Raw genomic sequence first — 21,996 nt, 5'->3', positions numbered from 1 at the left:
ATGTGTCGCGAAATGTTTTTGCCAACGGTTGTTGGCGGCAAACACCAAATTGGCCCGCACCGAACAGAACATGAATGCCATGCGCGGTTGCTGTTGGCAAAGGCTAGGCACAGACCGCCCAAACCCCTATAACAGGGGCCGTCATAACCCGTCGGTCCCGTCGTGACAGATAAAAACGCCATTACGCAACGAAGGCCTGGGCGGGTTTGAAATTTTATCCCGTATAAGAGACCGATCATGAAAAACCGTTCGCGCAATCCCCGTTCCCGTCCCGGCCATCGTTCCGGAGCGCCCCGGCGTGATCCGCTGATCGGGGTTGAGGTTGATGTTAAAATTGTCGATATCGGTGCACGGGGTGACGGTTTGGCCGAAACCGCAGCCATCGGCGGTAAATCGGTACTGGTTTATGTTGACGGCGTTTTGCCGGGCGATGAGGTTCGGGTAAAGTTGCGCCAGAAACGCGGCGACGGATACGGGGCCGAAGTTGTTACCGTTCAGGCCCGCCCCAAGGACCACGCGCCCGCCAAATGCCCGCATTATGACCAGTGCGGGGGGTGTTCGTTGCAGCATCTTCCAAACGAAGATTATCGCACATGGAAACGTCACCGCGCGGTTCAGGCCGTGATGCGGGCGGGCATTTCTGATGCGAACGCCGCCGAAGCCATGGTGGCAGCACTTGAAACATCACCGCCCGCCAGCCGCCGTCGGGCCGATTTTTCGGTTATCTGCACCCAGGACGGGGTCTTTGTTGGTTTTACCGAACGATTTAGTCACCACATTGTAAATGTGTCTGAATGTGCGGTGCTGGTTCCGGAAATTGTCGCGTTTCGTAATCAGTTCCAGTCTTTTCTGGAATCACTGCCGCGTGACACTGGCACCATTATTCGCAATATGGTGGTCAATGTCAGTGAAAAGGGCCTGGATGTCATGATTGGGGCCACCGCAGAGCCCAATCTTGACTTGCGCCAGGGGTTGGCCGAACTGGCCGATGATGTCGATCTGGCGCGGTTGGCGTGGAAAGTGGGCGATCATCCGGCCGAACCCGTTGCCCAGCGCCGGACGCCAGAAGTTCATTTTGCCGGGGTGCCGGTTTCTGTGCCCGCAGGGGGCTTTTTACAGGCGACCGTCCAGGGCGAAGCCGCCCTGACCAATGCAATTGCCAATGCGTTGTCGCGGATTCCTGCCCGCCAGGTCATCGATCTGTTTTGCGGGATCGGCAGCTTTACCTTTCCCCTGGCGCTGACAGGCGATCGTCGCCGGGTGATGGCGGTTGAAGGCGATATCGCGGCGGTACGTGCTTTGCAATATGCTGTTGGCAGATCATCGGCCCCGATTGAAGTGATCCATCGCGACCTGTTTCGTCAGCCCCTTGATGCTGACGCCTTGAAAGATGCTGATGTGGTGGTGTTTGACCCGCCGCGCGCCGGTGCGCTTGCACAATGTGAAGTTCTGGCTGATTTTGGCCCGGAATGGATTTTGGCGGTTTCGTGTAATCCGGCAACCTTTGCCCGCGACATGCGCCTGTTGCGCAATGGGGGCTATGAATTGCAGCAAGTGGTGCCGGTGGACCAGTTTTTGTGGTCGCCGCATCTTGAAATGTTTGCCGTTTTGCGTCGGACATTGCCCGCCGCAGCCTGATCGGTAGATCAAATCCCGTAATCCCGTTGGTCGCAATCGATCAACGGGACCCTGTTTATTCTATCGTTTCGTTGTCATACACGCCCCAGATGCCCTGGCGTTGAACCCAGCCGTCATAATCCTGAAACTGGACCTGGCACCAGTCGACACCCTTGGGGCAGCGTTCAACCCGGCCCACCACGCCTGCTTTGACCAGGGCAATCGGGCGGGCATTTTTATCAGCCGCAGTATACATGGTAATTTCGTCGCCGGTCACAATCACATATCGGGTACCGATCAGCAGGCTTTGATGCACCCAGCCTTCGCTACCTTCCCAGTCGCGAACTTTGCGCCAGGTATCAAATTCTGAAACAACTTCCATGGGCAAATGGCTGTGCTGGTAAATCCAGACCTTGGGATATCGCAGCCCCGGGCCAGAGCGCAGATGGACCTTGTCTGATCGCAGTGCAACAAACCGGGGGATCGGCAGACCCGATTCCTGGGCTGTGGCAAAATTTGGCAGAATAAATCCACATAACACGATCAGTAGAAGGAGCTTTCGCATCCCAGCAGGCATGGGGGTGATTCCCTTATTTGTGGTCTTTGACCCGATTTTCTGGTCGAAATCGGGCATTTAAGAAATAAAGTTACAAAAATAACGTCAAAATTCTTGCTTTCGTACCTTTGGCCGTGGCATCACTGCATTGCGGCAAGATGCAAAGGCTCGAAAACCGATCTTGCCAGCAAAAGAGTTAAAAGACCGCATAGGATCGGCAGATGACCAAGAAAAAGCCCCTCGTCATCGTGACCCGCAAGTTGCCGGACGCGATTGAAACCCGCATGATGGAACTGTTCGACAGCCGGTTGAACATCGACGATACGCCGATGGATAAAGCCGCCTTGATCGAATCGGTGAAACATGCCGATGTTCTGGTGCCAACCGTTACCGACCGGATCGACGCGGCGGTTTTGGCACATGCGGGGCCGAATTTGCGTCTTATTGCCAATTTTGGCAATGGCATCGACCATGTTGACCTGCAAACGGCACGGCAGCGCGGCATTACTGTTACCAATACCCCCGATGTTTTGACCGAAGACACCGCCGATATGACGATGGGGTTAATCCTGTCCGTCTCGCGCCGGGTGGGCGAGGGCGAACGTCTGATCCGTTCGGGGAACTGGAACGGTTGGGGCCCAACATTGATGCTGGGGCACCGGATTTGGGGCAAGCGGCTGGGGATTGTCGGTATGGGGCGCATTGGCCGCGCTTTGGCCCGCCGTGCCAAAGGGTTTGGGCTGTCGGTGCATTATCATAACCGTCGCCGGGTTCATCCTGACATTGAACAAGAACTTGATGCCACCTATTGGGAAAGCCTGGACCAGATGCTGGCCCATGTTGATGTGGTATCGGTGAACTGTCCGCATACGCCTGCGACCTATCATTTGTTGTCGGCACGGCGGTTAAAGCTTTTGCAATCACACGCCATTCTGGTCAACACCGCGCGCGGCGAAATTGTTGATGAAGCTGCCCTGACGCGGATGCTGTCCAATCAGGAAATCGCCGGGGCCGGGCTGGATGTGTTTGAACATGAACCTGCCGTAAACCCGAAACTGATCGAACTGAATAACGCTGTTTTGTTGCCCCATATGGGATCGGCAACGATTGAGGGACGTATTGATATGGGCGAAAAAGTGCTGATCAATATCAAAACCTTTGTTGATGGCCATACCCCGCCCGACCGGGTGATTGAAGGGTTGCTGTAAGGCACAGGTTCTGTTTTCGGGTCTGCATAAATATCAATTGCAAAAAAGCCTGCCGGAAGGATGAACGGTGGGCTTTTTTATGCTGCTGACCCGCCAGGGTAAAATATATCGCATAATTTTTGCGGCAGGTGGGGTGGTGATGGTCAGGTAAATTCAGCGCTCCTCCTGACATATCCTGACAGGGGTGTGGTGAATTTGAACGTTGCGCCATTTCCTTTTGCCACAGGCTTCGTTATCACTGAGGGATAAATGTCTCTCAGGGAGTTCCCCCAATGGCCTATTTGTTTACACCTGCCGATGCCACGACTGTTCCGGTTGATGGCAGTGACGATGTTTTTCCGGTAAACCGTATTTTTTGTATCGGTAAAAACTATGCCGATCATGTGCGTGAAATGGGGTCCGACCCGGCCAGCACACCGCCCTGCATTTTCATGAAACCGGCCAATTGCCTGAAGGTCGGCGACGGCGATCTGGCTTATCCGTCTGCCACCACTGATTTGCATTATGAAGGCGAATTGGTTGTCGCCCTGGCCGCAGGTGGCAAGGATCTGAACCGCGCGGCGATTGAAGCGGCAATTTTCGGCTATGCCTGTGGCCTTGATATGACCCGGCGCGATGTGCAGGGCGACCTTAAAGAGCGCCGCTTGCCGTGGGATATGGGCAAGTCATTTGATGATTGTGCTGCGATTTCTGCCATTCGCCCCAAGGATGCCTGTGGTAGCCCGGCTGACACTCATTTGAAATTGTCGGTCAATGATGCCGTGCGCCAGAACGACACAACCGCGAAAATGATCTGGCCCGCGATTGATGCACTGGTTCATCTTTCCACCCTGATCGAACTTAAGGCAGGCGATTTGCTTTATACCGGGACCCCCGAAGGCGTTGGTGCGGTTGTGCGGGGTGATCGGATAGATCTGGAAATTGAAAATGTCGGGTCGCTGTCAGTGACATTGAAATAACCCGAATAACCCCAGTAACGGAGCCTGTTTTGAAAATCGTAAGCTGGAATATCAATTCGGTGCGTTTGCGCATTGAACAGGTTGCGCAGTTTCTGCGCGACCAGCAGCCCGATGTGCTGTGTTTGCAGGAACTGAAATGCCCGGACGAGCATTTCCCCCACGAGGCCTTTGATGCGTTGGGCTATAAACACCGTCACATTCACGGTATGAAATCTTATAACGGCGTCGCGATTATTGCCAAAATGCCGTTTACCGGCACTGAAATCAAACATTTCTGCGGCAAGGAAGATCGTCGTCATTGTATGGCTGCGTTTGAAAATGGCGTTGAAGTGCATAATTTCTATATCCCGGCCGGGGGAGACGAGCCAGACACCACCATCAACGAGAAATTTGCCCACAAGCTGTCATTTCTGCAGGAAATGACCCAATGGTGGACCGAGCGTCGGCAGGTTGCGCCGCGCAAGGCGGTTCTGGTGGGCGATTTCAATATTGCCCCGTCAGAAAACGATGTGTGGTCGCACAAGCAGCTTTTGAAAGTGGTCAGCCACACCCCGGTCGAGGTTGAAGCGCTGGAGCGTTTTCGTCAAAGCGGCGATTTTATTGACGCCGTGCGCGAAATTTATCCCGAGCCGGAAAAATTGTTCAGCTGGTGGAGCTATCGCTCCCGCGATTGGCGGGCATCCAACAAGGGGCGGCGGCTGGATCATGTGTGGATGACACCGGAAATGGCCGGAACGGTAACACGGGCGTCGGTTTATGACACCACACGCGATTGGGTAAAACCATCGGACCATGCGCCGGTCATTGCCGAGTTCAATATCTGATTTTGGCGGCCAGACCCGACAGGGTTTGGCCGTGGTTTCCCCGCTGGTCTGCCAGGCGGCTGCGACCGTAACGCTGAAAGTACAGATGGGTATCTGCCTGAAACAGGTTGAATTTTCTTCCGCCGGTGCTTTTTTTATGGGAAACTCGCCGTCGTTTTTTGGCTGACGATGACTGTTTGTGCCTTTGGTGTCCTAAGCCGGGGATGGGATATCGTGTCGGTTCATCGGGTATATCGGGAAGTGGGGACAATGCTATGCGTAAAATCCTGATTGGCCTGACGATCATTATTCTGATCGTCGTCGGGTTTCTTGTTTATGTTTATGCCAATCTTGATTCGATTGTAAAAACGACAATCGAGGAAGCGGGAACGCGGGTGACACAGGTTGAAGTTACTGTGGATGCCGTAAAAATTGAAACCACCCAGAACCGGGCCGAAATCAAAGGTTTGAAAATTGGCAATCCAGCCGGATTTTACAGCGAGCAGGCCTTTTCCCTGGGCGATATCGCGGTTGTGGTTGACGGATCGTCACTAACCGAACCTGTTCTTCACGTTGAAAAAGTAACGATTGATGCACCCTCGATCATTTACGAGGTGGGCGATAACACATCGAACATCGCAACGATCCAGCGCAATGTTGAAAGTTTTATCAGCCGCGTTTCTGGCCCGGCTGGCGAAAACGCCACCAAGGATGCCAAGGAAATCAATGCTGATCAAAATGGCACCCGGGTTGTGATTGATCATGTCTATATTAAAAATGGTTCTGTTGCCATTTCAGCCAGTTTTCTGGGCGGTAAAAAACTGTCAACCTCGCTGCCTGATGTGCATTTGACCGATATTGGCCGCGACAGCAACGGTGCGACGCCTGCCCAGGTTGCCGAGAAAATCCTGTCTGCGATGAACGGTGCTGTGATTAAGTCGGTTTCGCAGCTCAATATGGATGGTTTGATGCAGGGCGTTGGCGATTTTAGCAAAAGCCTGACTGCCCCGTTGGGGACGTTGGGTTTGCCGGGCAGCAAAGCCGGCTCAGGCGGGGCTGATGACGGCAGTTCGCTAAAAAGCGGTGCCGATGCGGTGGGCAATGCCATGAAAGGCTTGCTTGGCGGCAAGTCCGAATAAACCTGGTAACCCTGGTAATCCGGTTAATGTGCGTATGTGTTTCAATGACATGATTTCATGGGAAAATCGCCGTAAACTTGCCCGAATTTTCCAATTATATGGCGGGGCGATGGAGATCGTTAGATTGACAATGCTGCGCTTGCGGTTTCGGTATTAAAGGAAACATGCTTTAATCTGGACGGAATGGCAAAGACCCGTTCCGCGTTTGAACAAGGAATTTGAAATGCGTTTGCTGATTGCATTGTTGTTGCCATGGTTGTTGTTTTTCACCATTGGTCGGCCGATTGCAGGGATTATTTGCCTGATCTTGCAATTGACCCTGGTTGGATGGGTTCCTGCTGCGATCTGGGCGGTCTATGCCCTAAGCCAGTATAAGACGGATAGAAAGATTGAAACCGCACTTGGTGATCGCCGGTTCTAAAACGCAAGACTGTATGGTCATCCCGCGACGAAATAACGGGCTTCAAAAGTAGATTTTTCGAGCCTGCAATAATGCGCCCGTTATTGCAGGCTCGAAAATGCGTATCGCCACAGGATTGGATCGGTTGTTGTCGTCAACTATCGCCCCTGTGATCCGCCAATATCACGGGTCAGGCGGGCGGCAAAATCATCCGTCATGCCGGAAATATAATCGAGTATCGACAGATACAGATCATATAGCCCGCCATTGATCGGAAGATCATCCCGGCCAATCAGTTCACGAACCCGCGCGGCACGATAGGACAATTCGCTTTCGCTGTGCGCCTGATGAATTTCCAGTGCTGTGCGGCAAAAAGTTTCGAGCAAGACTTCGATGCAGGCAAAAGCCCCAACTTCGATCTGGACCTTGCGGCGATTCAGGATGATCTGTTGTTCGGAAAACTCTTTGGCCCGCAGGATCATGTCGTTATAGGGACCGTCCACATGGTTCAAAAGCTCACCCGTCATCTCGCCTGCTAGCAATTGTTCTTCGTTGGCAATAAAGGCATCACTGGTTGCGGCAAGCAGCCCGGTCATGATGCGGCCACGCAGAAAGTTCATTTTCCGGGGCACGCTTTGCTCGTGGTGATATTCGCCCGGAACATCATGGATGCAGGGCATGATCAGGTTTTCAAAGACCTGAAAATCAACCAGTTCCAGCTCGATACCGTCTTCAATATCGATCAGGGCATAACAAATGTCGTCGGCCGCCTCGACCAGATATACCAGCGGGTGGCGGGCATAACAATGTGCGCTCCGTTCAATCAGCCCGGTCACCTCGGCGACCTCGACCAGCATTGGCACTTCGCGCTGAAAGGCCCCGAATTTGCGCTTTTCCGGGAACGGGCTGTCAATCGCGGTCCAGGGATATTTGATGAAACTGGCCAGGGTGGCATAGGTCAGGCGCATGCCGCCATCATGCAGCCCGGTACGTTTGTTGGTCAGCAAACGAAAGCCCTGGGCGTTGCCTTCAAATGTCAGCAGGTCGGCGCGCTGCGCGTCGGATAACGGGGCCAGGAATTTTTCATCTGCCTCGGCAAACCATTGGCGAATGGCATATTCCCCGGCATGGCCAAAGGGCGGGTTACCAATATCGTGGGCCAGGGCGGCGGCCTGGCTGATGGCGGCCAAATGATCCGCCTCGACATGGTCGGGCAGATGCTTTTTTTCCGCCAAACGATGCCCCACCATCAACCCCATTGATCGCGCCACACAGGAAACTTCCAGGCTGTGGGTCAACCGGGTGTGGATATTGTCGTTTTCGGGCAGGGGATGAACCTGGGTTTTACGTTGCAGGCGGCGAAAGGCCGATGAAAAAATGATCCGGTCGTAATCCTTGTGGAAATCGGACCGGCCAAATGTCCCCACAGATGAATGCCGGGTGCCCAACCGGGCCGGGGACAGCAGTTTTTGCCAGTTCATCATTTTATGCCGACTTTCACCAAAAACGGGGATTTCCCTCTGTATGCGGGGGTAAGGTAAACAACCCTTTTAAACGCGCCAACTTATTATTTTTCGGAGCACCGACCAACAGCGTTTACGCATAAAAAACGGTCCGTAAAACGGACCGTTTTTCGGTGTTTCAGGTGAACCGGGCGGCCTCTGTCAGGCACCCAAACCTTTTTCCATCACCAGATCAAGGCGGCGGGCAAAGGCGACAGGGTCGGGCAGGGCTTCGCCTTCTAAAATGCGCGCCTGATCGAGCAAAAGCAGGGCTGCATCATTAAGGATGTCGGCTTTGGCATCGGCCTTGGCAACATCGGACAGCTTTTTGATCAGACTGTGTTTGGGATTGATTTCCAGAATGCGCGTGCTGACATCGTCAACCCGGTTGTGCTGTTTCATCAACCGTTCCATCCGCAGGTCCATGTCGCTTTCATCGGCAATCAGGCAGCAGGCAGAACTGGTCAAACGGTCCGATTCGCGAACGTCTTTCACATTGGTGCCCAGTGCAATCTTGATCGCGGCAATCAGGGTATCAAGTTCGGCGGCGCTGACCGGCTTGTCGTCGTTCTCGTCTTTTTTATCGGCATCGCTTTCATCGGTTTTGACGTCATTCAAATCGGCACCGCCGCGGGTAACCGATTTGAAGTCTTTTTCGTCAAACTGGCCGACAGAAGGCATCCAGAATTCATCGACCGGGTCGGTCAGCAGCAAAACTTCAACGCCCTTGGCGTCAAACCCTTCCAACTGCGGGCTCCGGCGCAGGGCGTCAACATCTTCGCCGCTGATGTAATAGATGGCTTTCTGGCCTTCTTTCATCCGGCTGACATAGTCTTCCAGGCTGGTCCAGCCATCGGCTTTGGAGGATTTAAAGCGGGCCAGCTTTAAAATGCGGTCGCGGTTGGTGTAATCTTCATACAGCCCTTCCTTAAGCACCGAGCCAAAGGCCTCCCAGAAGGTGTTGTAACCTTCGGTGTCCTTTTTGGCACTGCTTTCCAGTTCGGATAGCAGTTTTTTGGTCAGGCCGTTTTTGATTTTGGTCAGCAGCGGGTGGTCCTGCAACATTTCGCGCGAAACGTTTAACGGCAGATCCTGGCTGTCGACCACGCCCGAGACAAAACGCAGCCAGGGCGGCAGCAATTCGTTGGCACCTTCGGTTATGAAAACCTTGCGCACATAGAGTTTCAGGTGGTTGGTGCGCGCCGGATCATAGAGGTCGAACGGGCGCATGGTCGGGATGTAAAGAAGCCCGGTATATTCAATTGCCCCTTCGGCCTGATAGTGGATGGTTTTCCAAGGTTTATCAAAGGCATGCGAGCTGTGGTTGTAAAATTCGGTATATTGTTCAGGCGTGATTTCCGACTTTGGCCGCGTCCACAGGGCCGATGCCTCGTTTAAGGTTTCATCGTCGCCGTCGGCCTTCATCAGCACCACCGGAATACCGATATGGTCGGAATAGGTTTTAACGATGTGGCGCAGGCGGTGTTCTTCAGTGAAATCTTTGGATTCATCGGTCAGATGCAGGGTGATCTGGGTGCCGTGGCCTTCCATTTCGGTTTCGGCGACGGTGTATTCACCCTTGCCATCCGATGTCCATTTCCATGCCTGGTCATCACCGGCTTTTTTGGTGGTGACTTCAACCTTGCTCGCAACCATGAAGGCCGAATAAAAGCCCACCCCGAACTGACCAATCAGATCGACGCTTTTTTTCGCATCCTTCGCCTGGGACATGGCTTCAACAAATTTGGCCGTACCCGAATTGGCAATTGTCCCCAGATTTTCCACCAGATCGGCCTTGTTCATGCCAATGCCGTTATCAATGATGGTCAGGACATTGCGCACAGTGTCGGTCATCAGGCGAACTTTAAATTCGCTATCTCCGGCAAGCAGTTCCGGGTTGGAAATGGCTTCATAGCGCAGCTTGTCACACGCATCGGATGCGTTGGAAATGAGCTCGCGCAGGAAGATGTCCTTGTTGGAATAAAGCGAGTGGACAACGATGTCGAGAAGGCGGCTGACCTCAGCCTCGAACCGCATTTTTTCTTCCGTCATGATCTCTTTTTTCTCCTTTTAGATCAATATGCTTACCATCAATTTACAAGGATATGACTATATCCGGCAAGATCGCAACCTGCTTGATATGCGTCAACACATCTTGCGGCGCAAGCCCTGTATCCTACATCTATAGCAACAAGGTTTTTCCCGGCACTGCAAATTTGGGTGTCGGTCCTGCCCCGGGATGGGCGTCATCCCGGATAAAATGCAAGGCACAATGCCTTGTGAACGTCCAAGGCTTAAACAGGAGGCCATATATGAAGGTTCCCGTGCAAATCACCTATCGTGATGTTGATCAATCTGATGCGCTTGACGAGCGCATCCGTTTCAAGGTGGAGAAACTGGAAGAAACCTTCGACCGCATGACATCGTGCCATGTGGTTATTGAAAAGCCCCATTCCTCTCATGCGCGCGCGCAATATTCTGTTCATTTTGGCATCAACGTCCCGGGAAAGGAAATTATGGTCAAGCGTGACAGTGCCGACCATGCGCACGAGGACGTTTATATCGCGCTGAAAAACAGCTTTCAGGCGGCGCGACGGCAGCTAAAAGACTATGCCGAGAAAATGCGCAATCATTGATCAGCCCGGTTTCGGGATCGTAAACATCTGATCATTGTGTTTTCATCAAGGATAAGGATCGGGGCAGCATGTGTGCTGCCCCGCTGTTGTTTTAAAGCATGTTTCATACAAAAATCCCTGCACCAGCGGGGGTGCAGGGACAAAACAGCTATTGATTGATGCTGTATTGGCACCAGGCAACAGTTACCAGGTCTCAGGCCAGGTCAAAACGATCCGCATTCATGACTTTGGTCCAGGCGGCGACAAAATCGGTCACGAATTTTTCCTGGTTGTCATCCTGTGCGTAAAGTTCGGCATAGGCCCGCAGAATGGAGTTGGAGCCAAACACCAGGTCCACACGGCTTGCTGTCCATTTTACCGCACCGGTTTTACGATCGCGGATCTCATAAACATCCTTACTGGCAGGCTTCCAGATATTTGCCATGTCGGTCAGGTTCACAAAGAAATCGTTGCTGAGCGTACCTTCGCGGCTGGTTAACACACCATGTTTGCTGCCGCCATGGTTGGTGCCTAAAACGCGCATGCCCCCGACCAGAACCGTCATTTCCGGGGCCGTCAGGCCCATCAACTGGGTGCGATCAAGCAGCATTTCTTCGGCACTGACGACATAGTCGTTTTTCAGCCAGTTACGATAGCCGTCATGGACCGGTTCCAGGGCGTCAAACGAATCGGCATCGGTCATCTCGTCCGTTGCATCGCCGCGGCCCGGGCTGAAGGGAACGTCGATTGTGTAACCGGCCGCCTTGATCGCCTGTTCAATACCGACATTACCGGCCAGAACAATCGTATCGGCAAGGCTTGCCCCGTGTTGGGCGGCGATGGGTTCAAGAACGTCCAAAACCTTTGCCAGACGGTCCGGTTCATTGCCTGCCCAGTCCTTTTGCGGTGCCAGACGAATGCGCGCACCATTGGCCCCCCCGCGCATGTCCGACCCCCGATAGGTCCGTGCGCTGTCCCATGCGGTTGAAACCAATTCCGCAAGGCTCAGTCCGCTATTGGCAATTGCGGCCTTCAGGGCAGCAACGTCATAGCTGGTGCTGCCTGCCGGGATCGGGTCCTGCCAGATCAGGTCTTCTTGCGGAACGTCGGGGCCGAAATAACGGGCTTTCGGGCCCATGTCGCGATGGGTCAGCTTGAACCATGCCCGGGCGAAGACGTCTGAAAAATAGTCCTGATCATTGGCAAAGCGTTCGCAGATCTTGCGATAGGTCGGGTCAACCTTCATGGCCATATCGGCATCGGTCATGATCGGCATGCAACGAATGGACGGGTCCTCGACATCAACGGGCATATCTTCCGGTTTGATGTCGATTGGTTCCCACTGCCATGCGCCAGCCGGGCTTTTCTTAAGCTCCCATTCGTAACCGAACAGCAGTTTGAAATAACCATTATCCCATTTGGTCGGGTTGGTCGTCCATGCGCCTTCGATGCCACTGGTAATGGTGTCGCGGCCAAACCCCTTGCCGTTCGGGTTGGCCCAGCCAAGGCCCTGTGCGTCGACATCGGCGGCCTCAGGTTCCGGTCCCAGGCGGCTGGCATCGCCATTGCCGTGGGTTTTGCCAACAGTGTGTCCACCTGCGGTCAGGGCGGCGGTTTCTTCATCATCCATTGCCATACGGGCAAAGGTTTCGCGCACCTGTCCGGCTGTTTTTTGCGGGTCAGGCGTACCGTTTACCCCTTCGGGGTTCACATAGATCAGGCCCATTTGAACGGCGGCCAGCGGGTTTTCCATCGTGGAGGGTTTGTCAACGCTGTCATAGCGTGCATTACTTGGGGCCAGCCATTCTTTTTCGGCCCCCCAATAGGTGTCTTTTTCCGGTGCCCAGATATCTTCGCGGCCAAAGGAAAAACCGAATGTTTTCAAACCCATTGACTCATAGGCAATGGTCCCGGCCAGAATATACAGATCGGCCCAGCTGACCTTGTTGCCGTATTTTTTCTTAAGCGGCCATAACAGGCGGCGTGCTTTGTCCAGGCTTACATTGTCGGGCCAGGAATTCAGCGGGGCAAAACGCTGGTTGCCGGTGCCGCCGCCGCCGCGCCCGTCTGCCAGGCGATAGGAACCTGCAGAATGCCACGCCATACGAATCATCAGGCCACCATAATGGCCCCAGTCTGCCGGCCACCATTCCTGGCTGTCGGTCATCAGGGCGTGCATGTCTTTTTTCAGCGCATCGACATCAAGGCTTTTCAGCGCCTGACGATAGGAAAATGACGTTCCCAGCGGGTTGGTTTTGGTGTCGTGCTGATGCAAAATATCCAGGTTAAGGGCGTTGGGCCACCAATCCGTGTTGGTTTCCCCTGACGACGTATGTGCGCCGTGCATCACCGGGCATTTGCCGGCCGTATTATTACCGTTTCCAACCATCTTAATCTCCGATCATGGCTTCGTTGACTAATTTACCGGCAAATGGCCATTGAACCCTGTGCCGTTTTCTCTGTGAACGCGATCTCTTCACTGCAAGAAGTCTAACAACGCGGCGATATAAGTTAAATTCACAAATTTATTAAATTTCGATAGTTTTTTTCTATTACTGGTGCCGGGGCGGGTAACCGGTTTTCGTCGGCTCTGGTTCCAAAGGATCACAAAGTGGGTCTTTTGGGTTTTTTATCCGGGTGCAAATCTACCATAACGCGCGTAACGAGGCACATGTTTATCGATTTTGCCGCCGCGATTGCCCAAAACAATCATGGGCAACGCGGGATGGCGGTTTCACATTTGCGATGTTTCGACAGCGCAATCGCACCGATAGGCAGGGGCGGGGACCGGGCTTTGTTGATGCGGGCGAAGGATGCGCCATTGCGGGACCGGGCAAAACGGCAGAATACTTGACTTTGTGCGGGCAAAGTGTTGAAAAGCGCTAAGACCGGTGGTTCCCCTATCGGGCAATCGCCTTCTGGAAGAGTTTAATGCAGATTTCAACCCGATCAGGTCCCCGCATCCTTGCCGTTCTGGGGCCGACCAATACCGGCAAGACCCACTTGGCGATGGACCGGATGTTGGCACATACCACGGGTATGATTGGCTTTCCGTTACGTTTGCTGGCGCGCGAAAATTATGACCGCGCCATTGCCAGGGTGGGCAAGGGCGCTGTTGCCCTGATTACGGGTGAAGAACGCATCCTGCCGCCTCATGCGCGCTATTATCTGTGTACGGTCGAGGCCATGCCGGTGAATATGCCGGTTGATTTTATGGCGATTGACGAAATTCAGATGTGCGCCGACCCGGAACGTGGCCATGTTTTTACCGACCGCCTGCTTCATGCGCGCGGGCGCCATGAAACCATGTTCATGGGGGCCGAAACCATTCGCCCGGTTATCCGGCAATTGGTCGAGAATGTTGAATTTGATAAACGGGCACGTTTTTCAACCCTGACATATTCGGGCCCAAAGAAAATACAGCGCCTGCCATCGCAATCGGCCGTGGTGACGTTTTCAGCCCAGGAAGTCTATGCCGTGGCCGAACTGGTGCGTCGCCAAAAGGGCGGTGCGGCGGTGGTGCTTGGCGCGCTAAGCCCGCGCACGCGCAATGCCCAGGTGGAAATGTTTCAGAATGGCGATGTTGAACATCTGATCGCGACCGATGCCATTGGCATGGGCCTCAACCTGGATTTGCAGCATGTGGCCTTTGCGGCCCTGTCGAAGTTTGACGGTCAGTTCCACCGGGGCCTGAGTGCGGCGGAAACCGCCCAGATCGCCGGGCGTGCCGGGCGTCACATGAATGACGGCACCTTTGGCGTCACCGGTAATCTGTCGGGCATCGACCCTGATATTATCGAACAGATCGAAGAACACGAATTTGAACCGCTGGCCAAAGTGTATTGGCGATCGGCTCTGCCGGATTTCAGATCGGTTCAGGGCCTGCAAAAATCGCTGCGTCGCCTGCCTGATAATCCAACATTGATCCGGGTTCGCGAACCTGTAGATGAAATCATGCTGGATCATCTGTCGCATATCGAAGATATAGCCCGTATCACCCGGTCGCCGGACCGGGTGCGGTTATTGTGGGAAGTCTGTCAGATTCCAGATTTCCGAAATATCCATACTGACGCCCATCCGCGCCTGCTTTCATCCATCTATCAGTTCCTTTGTCAGCCAAAAAGCAGGCTGCCAATTGACTGGATGGGCGAACAGGTCTTGCGTATGGATCGTTATGATGGTGATATTGATCAGCTGTCGTCGCGTTTGGCGGGTATTCGCGTCTGGACATATGTTTCGCACAAGCATAATTGGCTTGACGATGCGATACATTGGCAAGAACGAACGCACGCCATTGAGGACAAGCTGTCAGATGTGCTACATGAACGGTTGACCCAAAGGTTTGTGGATCGCCGGACCTCGGTTTTATTGAAAAGTCTCAAGGACAAGTCTGAACTCATGTCTACCATCACTGCGAATGGTGAAGTCCAGGTCGAAGGTGAATTCGTCGGCCGACTGGAAGGATTCCGTTTCATTGCCGATGAAACCGACGCCGCCTTTGAGGGCAAAGCAATCGCCAGCGCCGCCCGTCGTGCGCTGAGCGGAGAAATTGCCCAGCGTGTCAAAACACTGGAAACGGACGAGGATACCCAGTTCGCCGTGAATGGCAAACTAGAGATCCTTTGGCACGACTCCGTTGTCGCGACCCTCAAAAAGGGCGACACGGTGCTAAGCCCCGAAATCAGCGTCATCGACAGCGAATTTTTTGACGGTCCCACCCGGGAACGGGTGCGGATACGGATTCAAACATGGCTAAACAGCCATATTGAAACCCGTCTTAAAATGTTGACGCGCTTGCGCGACTGTCAGATGACAGGTGCGATTCGCGGGTTGCTGTTTCAGCTTAACGAAGGTCTGGGCTGTGTTCCGCGCGCCGAACTTGAAAGTCTGATCAAAGATCTGACCGACGAGGATCGTAAGGCGCTGGCAAAGCTGGGTGTTCGTCTGGGTGTGGAAACGGTGCATGTGCTTGATGCCCTCAAGCCGGACCCGGTTGAGTTGCGTGGCATTTTGTGGGCTGTCTCACGCGATCTGGAAGAATTGCCCGAACTGCCCCCGGCAGGTCGGACATCGGTCCCCAATGACCGAAGCAATTCCAAGGGGTTTTATCTGGCGGCGGGCTATATGCCGGTTGGCCCGTTGGCCGCGCGCGTTGACATGCTCGAACGTTTTGCGGCCCTGCTGCGTCAAAAAGCCCGCGAAAATGATGGCAAGGTCCGCCCGGACCCTGATCTTCTTTCGTTGCTGGGCTGCACGGTCGAGCAGGCCGAAGGCGTGTTTGCTGCTTTGGGCTGGCGCCCGGAAATCGTCAAGGTGAAAAAAGCCGTCAGCGAACCGGTTGCCGAGGCGGTCGCGCCTTTGGCAGAGGCATCTGCCGACTCGGAAGCGGTCGTTGCGACCGAAACCGATGCAGATGCGGCCGATGCGGTTTCTGGCGATGCGCCTGCAGCCCCGGAACAGGATGCTGCGGCACCTGTCGAATCGGCTGAGGGGGCTGAGGCTGCCGACGCGGTTGCGACCGAAAATACCGAGGATGAATATGAAGAAGTAAAATTCTTTGTTCGTGTTGATCGTCGCAAGCGTCACCAGTCGGGTCAGAATGCCCGTGGTCCGCGCCATCAGGCTGGTCCGGGTGCTGCTGAAGGTCGTACTACCGACAATGCTCGCGGTGAAGGCCGTGGTGCCGGGAACCGGGGCGGCCAGAAGGGTGGTCCGCGTCATGCCAAGGGTGGCCCCAAGGCCGGACCCAAGGGTGGCGGTGGCCGCAATAACGGCAATCCGCAGCAACCTGCCGCAAAAAGCAATCAGATCAACGAAGATTCACCTTTTGCCAAGCTTAAGGAAATGCTGGCTGCCAAGGGGTAAATCCTGGCAGGCAGTCGTGATCAGGATTTCGGCCTGTTGTGATGTTTCGCAGCAGGCCGAAATTGTTTTTAAACAGGAAAAGGCAATGGCCGAACAGGATGGCGGCAAGGTCCGCATTGATAAATGGCTGTGGTATGCACGATTTTTCAAAACGCGCTCGATTGCCAGCAAGGCCTGCCAGGGCGGGCATATCGTTTTGAATGCCAATACGGTGTCAAAGCCCAGTGTGGCAGTGGGGCCGGGGGACCGAATCCAGTTTTTTCAGGGGCCGCATATTCGCATTGTTGAAATTGTTGCCACTGGAACCCGTCGTGGCCCCGCGCCCGAAGCCCAGGCCCTGTATGATGACCAGTCGCCACCCCGCATTAAAAAACAGGATGCCGACGCCGATATTCGCACCGCTGCCGTTGCCATTCGTGAAACAGGTAGCGGACGCCCAACCAAGGCCGAAAGACGCGCCCTGGACCGCCTGCGCGGCGAGGACGACGAGGATTAAGGCCTGGCTTGTGACGGTCTGTGGCGCCCGCCTGGGTGGCTGGCTGGCAATATCGCATTATAAGGTGCCTTCCCGGGGGCATTTTGCGTTATTTGAACGGGTATTTCCTTGTATCACTATAGACGCGAATCCTGCTTTTTTGTCATTCAGGCGCAGTTTGGCGCATTTGTATCCGTCCGGGTTTTCAATCAGGTGGCGCGGTTGTTTTTATGTTTTGTCGCCTGGGTTTATATGGGGCGATTCGCCGTATCGACAGGGGCTTAACGTTAAATCACATTGACTTTGCCCGCCAAGCCCCTTATCCACTGCGGCCTTGCGCTCCAAATCGATACTGCGTTTAACAAAACCCGCCGCTGTTGCCGGATTTCGGGGATAAAAGGCGGTGGCGTGATTGACAGCGCAGGTGGGAAGCCCTATACAGCGGACCTCGAATTTTATTGGATTACCTTCATTAGAACGGAGTATGTGCAGTGAAACGCACCTACCAGCCCAGCAAACTCGTACGGAAACGCCGCCACGGCTTCCGTTCCCGCAACGCGACCGTCGGTGGCCGCCGCGTGATTACCGCACGCCGCGCCAAGGGCCGCAAGCGTCTGTCGGCTTAATCTTGTGACCGTTACGGTGGAACGCCTGAAAAAGCGTGCGGAGTTTCTCCGTGTCGCCGGGACCCGTCGTAAATGGGTAACAGACGGTTTGATCCTGCAAGGCGCTCCGCGTCCCGGGATCCAGCCGGAAGAACAAAGCGCCGGAGAAGACCGGTTCGCCAGAATCGGTTTTACCGTCACCAAAAAGGTGGGAAAGGCCGTCGTACGCAATCGCGTTCGGCGGCGTTTGCGTGCTGTCGCTGACCAGTTGGTTGCCGAACTGGCTTTGCCCGGGTGGGATTATGTCGTTATAGGACGGCATCAGACCATCGAGCGGCCATTCGAAGCCCTGGTTGACGATATGAGAACTGCCTTGCGGCGTATACCTGACGCCAAACCATCCCCTGCTGACCGATCACGCCCTGTGCGGGGCCGGAACAAAGGCAAGGGCGGTAAACGTCAGGCAGGAGGTTCGGTAAAATGAGTCCTCTTGCGCGCCTCATGCAACTCGCCGTTCGTGGCTATCAGCTTTTTTTATCTCCCTATGTTGGTTGGCAATGTCGTTACCAGCCAACGTGTTCGGCCTTCATGATGGAGGCCCTGGCGAAACATGGGGCGTTGAAAGGTGGCTGGATCGGGTTTAAACGGATCATGCGTTGCCATCCCTGGGGTGGACATGGATATGATCCTGTGCCTGATTGTGGGTGCGAACGAAAAGAGGCGCCGCCGGACAGAGACCCTCGGTCCTCGGCGCTTTCGTCATATAGATAGAATAACAGCCGGTCAGGCCGAAGGGCCGCCGGACGAAAGCGGAAAGAGGCGATGAACGAACAACGTAACCTCTGGATTGCGATTGCGGTTTCGGTCGTAATCCTGGTCGGGTTCCAATTCCTTTTCCCTCACAAACCTGATCCCCAGGTTCGCGAGGCGCAGGTTCGCGAGCAGCTGGATGCGAATTCCACTGCACCGAAGCCTTCTTCATCGACGCAGACCCCGTCTGTGCCTGGTGGTAAAACCGCAGCGCCCGTCGCGAACCGTGATGATGCTCTGGCGTCGTCGCCGCGTATTGTTATCAATACACCGCGCGTCCAGGGTTCGATTCGTCTGGTTGGTGGCCTGATTGACGATATCCAGTTGCAGGATTACCGGGAAACCGAGGACCCCAAAAGCCCGCTGATCCACGTTCTGAACCCTGCCGGGGCAGACAATGCGTATTTTGGTGAATTTGGTTGGGTTGCCGCAGACGGTGAAAACGTTGCCCTGCCGGGTAACGATACCCGCTGGACCGCGGACAGCGACAAGCTGACCCCGGAAAAGCCGGTAACGCTGAGCTGGGACAACGGACAGGGCCTGACTTTCACCCGCACGATTTCCATCGATGACAATTATATGTTCTCGGTGAAGCAGTCGGTCAAAAATGACAGCGGCAAGGAAGTTTCGCTTTATCCGTATGGTCTGATTTCGCGTCGTGGCCTGCCGCACACCTCGGGTTATTATATTCTTCATGAAGGTCCCATCGGTGTGATCGACGGGTCGCTGAAAGAAATCAGCTACAAGGACCTGATGGAAGATGACGGGGCGGTTAGCAAAAAATCGACCGGCGGCTGGGTTGGTATTACCGACAAATATTGGCTGGTGGCTTTGGCACCGGCCAATGATGAAAGCCTGACGGCCCGTTTCAGCCATCACATGGCGAACAATGCCGACAAGTTCCAGGCCGATTATCTGGGGGCTGCGCGCACCATTGCCAACGGGGCAAGTGCCAGCTCGGAAAGCCATATGTTTGCCGGGGCCAAGGAATACAACCTTCTGGATGCCTATGCGACCAAGTACGATATCAAATTGCTTGATCGTGCGATTGACTTTGGCTGGTTCTGGTTCCTGACCATCCCGTTCTTCCAGATTTTGCAGTGGATCAACCACGTGATTGGCAACTTTGGTTTGTCGATCCTGGCCTTTACTGTTCTGGTCAAGGCGGTGATGTTCCCGCTGGCGAACAAATCCTACAAATCCATGAGCGGCATGAAAAAGTTGCAGCCGCAAATGACGAAAATCCGCGAACAGTTCGCCGATGACCGTCAGCGTCAGCAACAGGAAATCATGGGCCTGTACAAACGTGAAAAGATCAATCCGGCTTCGGGTTGCTTGCCGATCGTTGTGCAGATTCCGGTGTTCTTTGCGCTTTATAAAGTGCTGTTTGTGAACATTGAAATGCGCCATGCGCCGTTCTTTGGCTGGATTCAGGATTTGTCGGCACCCGACCCGACCACGTTGTTCAACCTGTTCGGGTTGATCAGCTGGACGCCGCCGCACATGCTGATGATTGGTGTTTGGCCGCTGATCATGGGGGTTACCATGTTCTTGCAGCAGAAACTCAATCCCGCACCGGCCGATCCGACCCAGGCCAAGATCATGATGTTCCTTCCGATCATCTTTACCTTTATGCTGGCGAATTTCCCGGCAGGTCTGGTGATCTATTGGGCCTGGAACAACACGCTGTCGATTCTTCAGCAGCGTTACATAATGTACCGGATGGGGGTCTAACGACCCCCGTCTTCGGGCCGCCAAGGGCGGATACGGAAAAATATGACCGAAGCAAAAATGCCGGTGCTGTCTTCAGTGCCGACCTATAAAGAAAAGCAGATCGAAGCCGGGCGCATGTTGTTTACGCGCCCGGTTACCTTCATGTTGGGGGTTGCCAAACTTGAGCAACTGCCGACCGAAGGCAAGGTTGAAATCTGTTTTGCCGGACGTTCCAACGTTGGTAAGTCCAGCCTGATTAATGCGCTTTGTTCGCGCAAGGACATGGCGCGGACATCAAACACGCCGGGCCGAACCCAGCAGTTGAACTTCTTTGATCTTGACGGAGCCTTTAACCTGGTGGACTTGCCCGGTTATGGTTTTGCCCAGGCACCCAAGGATGTTGTTCGCAGCTGGCAGGGGCTGATCCGCCATTATTTGCGCGGACGTGTTACGTTAAGACGTGTTTTTGTCCTGATCGATTCGCGCCACGGCTTTAAGGAGGCGGATCTTGAAATGATGAAAATGCTCGACGAAGCGGCTGTGTCTTATCAGGTTGTTTTGACCAAGGCGGACAAACTGAAAAAAGGGCAGATGGAAAAACGCATTGCCGAAGTGGTTGAAGCGTTGAAAAAACATCCTGCTGCCCTTAATCAGATTTTTGCAACCTCAAGCGAAAAAAGCACAGGCATTGCGGAATTGCGTGCCGAGGTTGCAAGCCTGTTATAATTATCAGACTGCCGCGTTGCATGAATTGGGGAGCGTTATGAGCGAAGAAATCCGTCCCGAAGACGAAAGTTCCGAATCCAGTGCGTATCGGACTTTGGCCCGTGCAAAGGTTCTGTCGGAAGCTTTGCCTTACATGCGACGTTATAACGGCCAGAAAATCGTGGTCAAATATGGCGGTCACGCCATGGGTGACCCCGAACTGGCGCGTTTGTTCGCCCAGGATATGGTGTTGTTAAAGCAGGTTGGCATGAACCCGATTGTGGTGCATGGCGGCGGGCCGCAGATCGGCCAGATGCTGAAAGAGCTCAATATTCAGTCTGAATTTATCGATGGTCTTCGTGTGACCGACCAGCGCACGATTGACGTTGTTGAAATGGTGCTGGCTGGCAAGATCAACAAGGAAATTGTTTCCAACATCAATTCGTCTGGTGGTGTTGGTGTTGGCTTGTGTGGCAAGGATGCGCATCTGATTACGGCGCGCAAACTGACCCGGACCAAACGCGACCCGGAAAGCAACATTGAAAAGGTGCTGGATCTGGGTTTTGTTGGCGAGCCGGTGGCGGTTAATCCCCATGTGCTCGATTGTTTCACCAATACAGACATCATTCCCGTGATTGCACCGATTGGTGTGGGCGAGGATGGGCAGACCTATAACATCAATGCGGACACGGCTGCGGGGGCAATTGCCAAGGCTGTTGGTGCCCGTCGCTTGTATATGCTGACCGATGTGAAGGGTATTTTAGACAAGAACAAGCAACTGGTCCGTGATGCCGATGTTGAGAGCATCAATGCCATGATTGCGGATGGGACCATTTCGGGCGGGATGATTCCCAAAACCGAAACCTGCATGGATGCCGTGCAAAACGGGGTTGAGGCAGCGGTTATTGTTGATGGGCGTGCGCCCCATGCCGTTCTGCTGGAGCTGTTTACCGAACGTGGTGCCGGAACCATGATCCGGGGTTAATCCCCGGATTTTTTATCGACGTTCTTTTTTACCGGTAGT

The 21,996-nt window shown here is 54.2% G+C and carries 19 protein-coding genes; 15 read left to right on the top strand and 4 right to left on the bottom strand.

Annotated features, from left to right (window positions below):
• Positions 1-237 precede the first annotated feature (237 nt).
• On the top strand, positions 238-1,638 hold the full coding sequence (locus tag AAC086_RS21635; protein WP_339781930.1) for a methyltransferase: 1,401 nt from the start codon (positions 238-240) through the stop codon (positions 1,636-1,638).
• 55 nt (positions 1,639-1,693) lie between these two features.
• On the opposite strand, the gene AAC086_RS21630 is transcribed toward AAC086_RS21635, so the two are convergent.
• Entirely contained in the window at positions 1,694-2,194 is a 501-nt protein-coding gene (locus tag AAC086_RS21630) for an SH3 domain-containing protein (protein ID WP_339781928.1), read from the bottom strand.
• 200 nt (positions 2,195-2,394) lie between these two features.
• Here AAC086_RS21630 and AAC086_RS21625 point away from each other — a divergent pair, with 200 nt between their 5' ends.
• The 5 genes from AAC086_RS21625 to AAC086_RS21605 all read left to right on the top strand — a co-directional run bounded on the left by AAC086_RS21625 (position 2,395) and on the right by AAC086_RS21605 (position 6,703).
• Positions 2,395-3,381, top strand: coding sequence for a D-glycerate dehydrogenase (locus tag AAC086_RS21625; protein ID WP_339781926.1), 987 nt, complete (start codon positions 2,395-2,397; stop codon positions 3,379-3,381).
• A gap of 272 nt (positions 3,382-3,653) precedes the next feature.
• Complete coding sequence (locus AAC086_RS21620) at positions 3,654-4,340, top strand: fumarylacetoacetate hydrolase family protein (protein WP_339781924.1); 687 nt, start codon at positions 3,654-3,656, stop codon at positions 4,338-4,340.
• A gap of 29 nt (positions 4,341-4,369) precedes the next feature.
• Entirely contained in the window at positions 4,370-5,164 is a 795-nt protein-coding gene (gene xth, locus AAC086_RS21615) for an exodeoxyribonuclease III (RefSeq protein ID WP_339781922.1), read from the top strand.
• 254 nt (positions 5,165-5,418) lie between these two features.
• On the top strand, positions 5,419-6,282 hold the full coding sequence (locus tag AAC086_RS21610) for a hypothetical protein (RefSeq protein WP_339781920.1): 864 nt from the start codon (positions 5,419-5,421) through the stop codon (positions 6,280-6,282).
• Between the two features lie 223 nt (positions 6,283-6,505).
• A complete protein-coding gene (locus AAC086_RS21605) occupies positions 6,506-6,703 on the top strand; it encodes a YqaE/Pmp3 family membrane protein (protein ID WP_339781919.1) in 198 nt (65 codons plus the stop codon).
• Between the two features lie 137 nt (positions 6,704-6,840).
• On the opposite strand, the gene AAC086_RS21600 is transcribed toward AAC086_RS21605, so the two are convergent.
• Positions 6,841-8,166 carry a deoxyguanosinetriphosphate triphosphohydrolase gene (locus tag AAC086_RS21600; protein ID WP_339781917.1) on the bottom strand — a complete coding sequence of 442 codons (1,326 nt, stop codon included), beginning with the start codon at positions 8,164-8,166 and terminating at the stop codon, positions 6,841-6,843.
• A gap of 180 nt (positions 8,167-8,346) precedes the next feature.
• Positions 8,347-10,236: a molecular chaperone HtpG gene (htpG, locus tag AAC086_RS21595; protein ID WP_339781915.1), complete on the bottom strand. Its 1,890-nt coding sequence runs from the start codon at positions 10,234-10,236 to the stop codon at positions 8,347-8,349.
• Positions 10,237-10,496: 260 nt separating this feature from the next.
• Between htpG and AAC086_RS21590 the strand changes: the two genes are divergently transcribed.
• Entirely contained in the window at positions 10,497-10,820 is a 324-nt protein-coding gene (locus AAC086_RS21590; protein WP_339781914.1) for an HPF/RaiA family ribosome-associated protein, read from the top strand.
• 193 nt (positions 10,821-11,013) lie between these two features.
• Here the strand turns inward: AAC086_RS21590 and katG are convergent, their stop codons facing one another.
• Positions 11,014-13,188, bottom strand: a complete 2,175-nt coding sequence (gene katG, locus AAC086_RS21585; protein WP_339781912.1) for a catalase/peroxidase HPI — start codon at positions 13,186-13,188, stop codon at positions 11,014-11,016.
• Between the two features lie 542 nt (positions 13,189-13,730).
• Here katG and AAC086_RS21580 point away from each other — a divergent pair.
• From AAC086_RS21580 to argB, 8 genes are all read left to right on the top strand, one after another.
• Positions 13,731-16,664 (top strand): helicase-related protein, encoded by a 2,934-nt coding sequence (locus AAC086_RS21580; RefSeq protein ID WP_339781911.1) that lies wholly within the window; start codon positions 13,731-13,733, stop codon positions 16,662-16,664.
• A 16-nt stretch (positions 16,665-16,680) separates the two neighbouring features.
• On the top strand, positions 16,681-17,160 hold the full coding sequence (locus AAC086_RS21575; protein ID WP_339781909.1) for an RNA-binding S4 domain-containing protein: 480 nt from the start codon (positions 16,681-16,683) through the stop codon (positions 17,158-17,160).
• A 470-nt stretch (positions 17,161-17,630) separates the two neighbouring features.
• Positions 17,631-17,765, top strand: a complete 135-nt coding sequence (rpmH, locus tag AAC086_RS21570) for a 50S ribosomal protein L34 (RefSeq protein WP_073953396.1) — start codon at positions 17,631-17,633, stop codon at positions 17,763-17,765.
• A gap of 4 nt (positions 17,766-17,769) precedes the next feature.
• Positions 17,770-18,228 carry a ribonuclease P protein component gene (gene rnpA, locus AAC086_RS21565; protein ID WP_339781906.1) on the top strand — a complete coding sequence of 153 codons (459 nt, stop codon included), beginning with the start codon at positions 17,770-17,772 and terminating at the stop codon, positions 18,226-18,228.
• On the top strand, positions 18,225-18,515 hold the full coding sequence (gene yidD / locus AAC086_RS21560) for a membrane protein insertion efficiency factor YidD (protein ID WP_085580473.1): 291 nt from the start codon (positions 18,225-18,227) through the stop codon (positions 18,513-18,515). The genes rnpA and yidD overlap by 4 nt, the downstream gene beginning before the upstream one ends.
• Positions 18,516-18,566: 51 nt before the next feature.
• The gene (gene yidC / locus AAC086_RS21555) at positions 18,567-20,288 is read left to right on the top strand and encodes a membrane protein insertase YidC (protein ID WP_339781904.1); all 1,722 of its coding nucleotides are present in this window, start codon (positions 18,567-18,569) and stop codon (positions 20,286-20,288) included.
• A gap of 42 nt (positions 20,289-20,330) precedes the next feature.
• Positions 20,331-20,993 (top strand): ribosome biogenesis GTP-binding protein YihA/YsxC, encoded by a 663-nt coding sequence (yihA, locus tag AAC086_RS21550; protein WP_339781902.1) that lies wholly within the window; start codon positions 20,331-20,333, stop codon positions 20,991-20,993.
• Positions 20,994-21,030: 37 nt separating this feature from the next.
• Positions 21,031-21,957 (top strand): acetylglutamate kinase, encoded by a 927-nt coding sequence (argB, locus tag AAC086_RS21545; protein WP_339781901.1) that lies wholly within the window; start codon positions 21,031-21,033, stop codon positions 21,955-21,957.
• The last annotated feature ends 39 nt before the right edge of the window (positions 21,958-21,996 follow it).

The sequence above is a fragment of the uncultured Thalassospira sp. genome (assembly GCF_963976115.1).
Lineage (GTDB): Bacteria > Pseudomonadota > Alphaproteobacteria > Rhodospirillales > Thalassospiraceae > Thalassospira.
The sequence above is the reverse complement of the archived record's forward strand: the minus strand, read 5'-3'. Positions and strand labels throughout refer to the sequence as shown.

Excerpts from the sequence above, each read along its gene's own strand:
- yihA (WP_339781902.1), top strand. The coding sequence starts at position 20,331 with ATGACCGAAGCAAAAATGCCGGTGCTGTCTTCAGTGCCGACCTATAAA.
- AAC086_RS21635 (WP_339781930.1), top strand. The coding sequence starts at position 238 with ATGAAAAACCGTTCGCGCAATCCCCGTTCCCGTCCCGGCCATCGTTCC.
- katG (WP_339781912.1), bottom strand. The coding sequence starts at position 13,188 with ATGGTTGGAAACGGTAATAATACGGCCGGCAAATGCCCGGTGATGCAC.
- AAC086_RS21630 (WP_339781928.1), bottom strand. The coding sequence starts at position 2,194 with ATGCCTGCTGGGATGCGAAAGCTCCTTCTACTGATCGTGTTATGTGGA.
- AAC086_RS21610 (WP_339781920.1), top strand. The coding sequence starts at position 5,419 with ATGCGTAAAATCCTGATTGGCCTGACGATCATTATTCTGATCGTCGTC.
- AAC086_RS21580 (WP_339781911.1), top strand. The coding sequence starts at position 13,731 with ATGCAGATTTCAACCCGATCAGGTCCCCGCATCCTTGCCGTTCTGGGG.
- argB (WP_339781901.1), top strand. The coding sequence starts at position 21,031 with ATGAGCGAAGAAATCCGTCCCGAAGACGAAAGTTCCGAATCCAGTGCG.
- yidD (WP_085580473.1), top strand. The coding sequence starts at position 18,225 with ATGAGTCCTCTTGCGCGCCTCATGCAACTCGCCGTTCGTGGCTATCAG.
- AAC086_RS21605 (WP_339781919.1), top strand. The coding sequence starts at position 6,506 with ATGCGTTTGCTGATTGCATTGTTGTTGCCATGGTTGTTGTTTTTCACC.
- AAC086_RS21590 (WP_339781914.1), top strand. The coding sequence starts at position 10,497 with ATGAAGGTTCCCGTGCAAATCACCTATCGTGATGTTGATCAATCTGAT.
- AAC086_RS21600 (WP_339781917.1), bottom strand. The coding sequence starts at position 8,166 with ATGATGAACTGGCAAAAACTGCTGTCCCCGGCCCGGTTGGGCACCCGG.
- yidC (WP_339781904.1), top strand. The coding sequence starts at position 18,567 with ATGAACGAACAACGTAACCTCTGGATTGCGATTGCGGTTTCGGTCGTA.
- AAC086_RS21625 (WP_339781926.1), top strand. The coding sequence starts at position 2,395 with ATGACCAAGAAAAAGCCCCTCGTCATCGTGACCCGCAAGTTGCCGGAC.
- AAC086_RS21620 (WP_339781924.1), top strand. The coding sequence starts at position 3,654 with ATGGCCTATTTGTTTACACCTGCCGATGCCACGACTGTTCCGGTTGAT.
- htpG (WP_339781915.1), bottom strand. The coding sequence starts at position 10,236 with ATGACGGAAGAAAAAATGCGGTTCGAGGCTGAGGTCAGCCGCCTTCTC.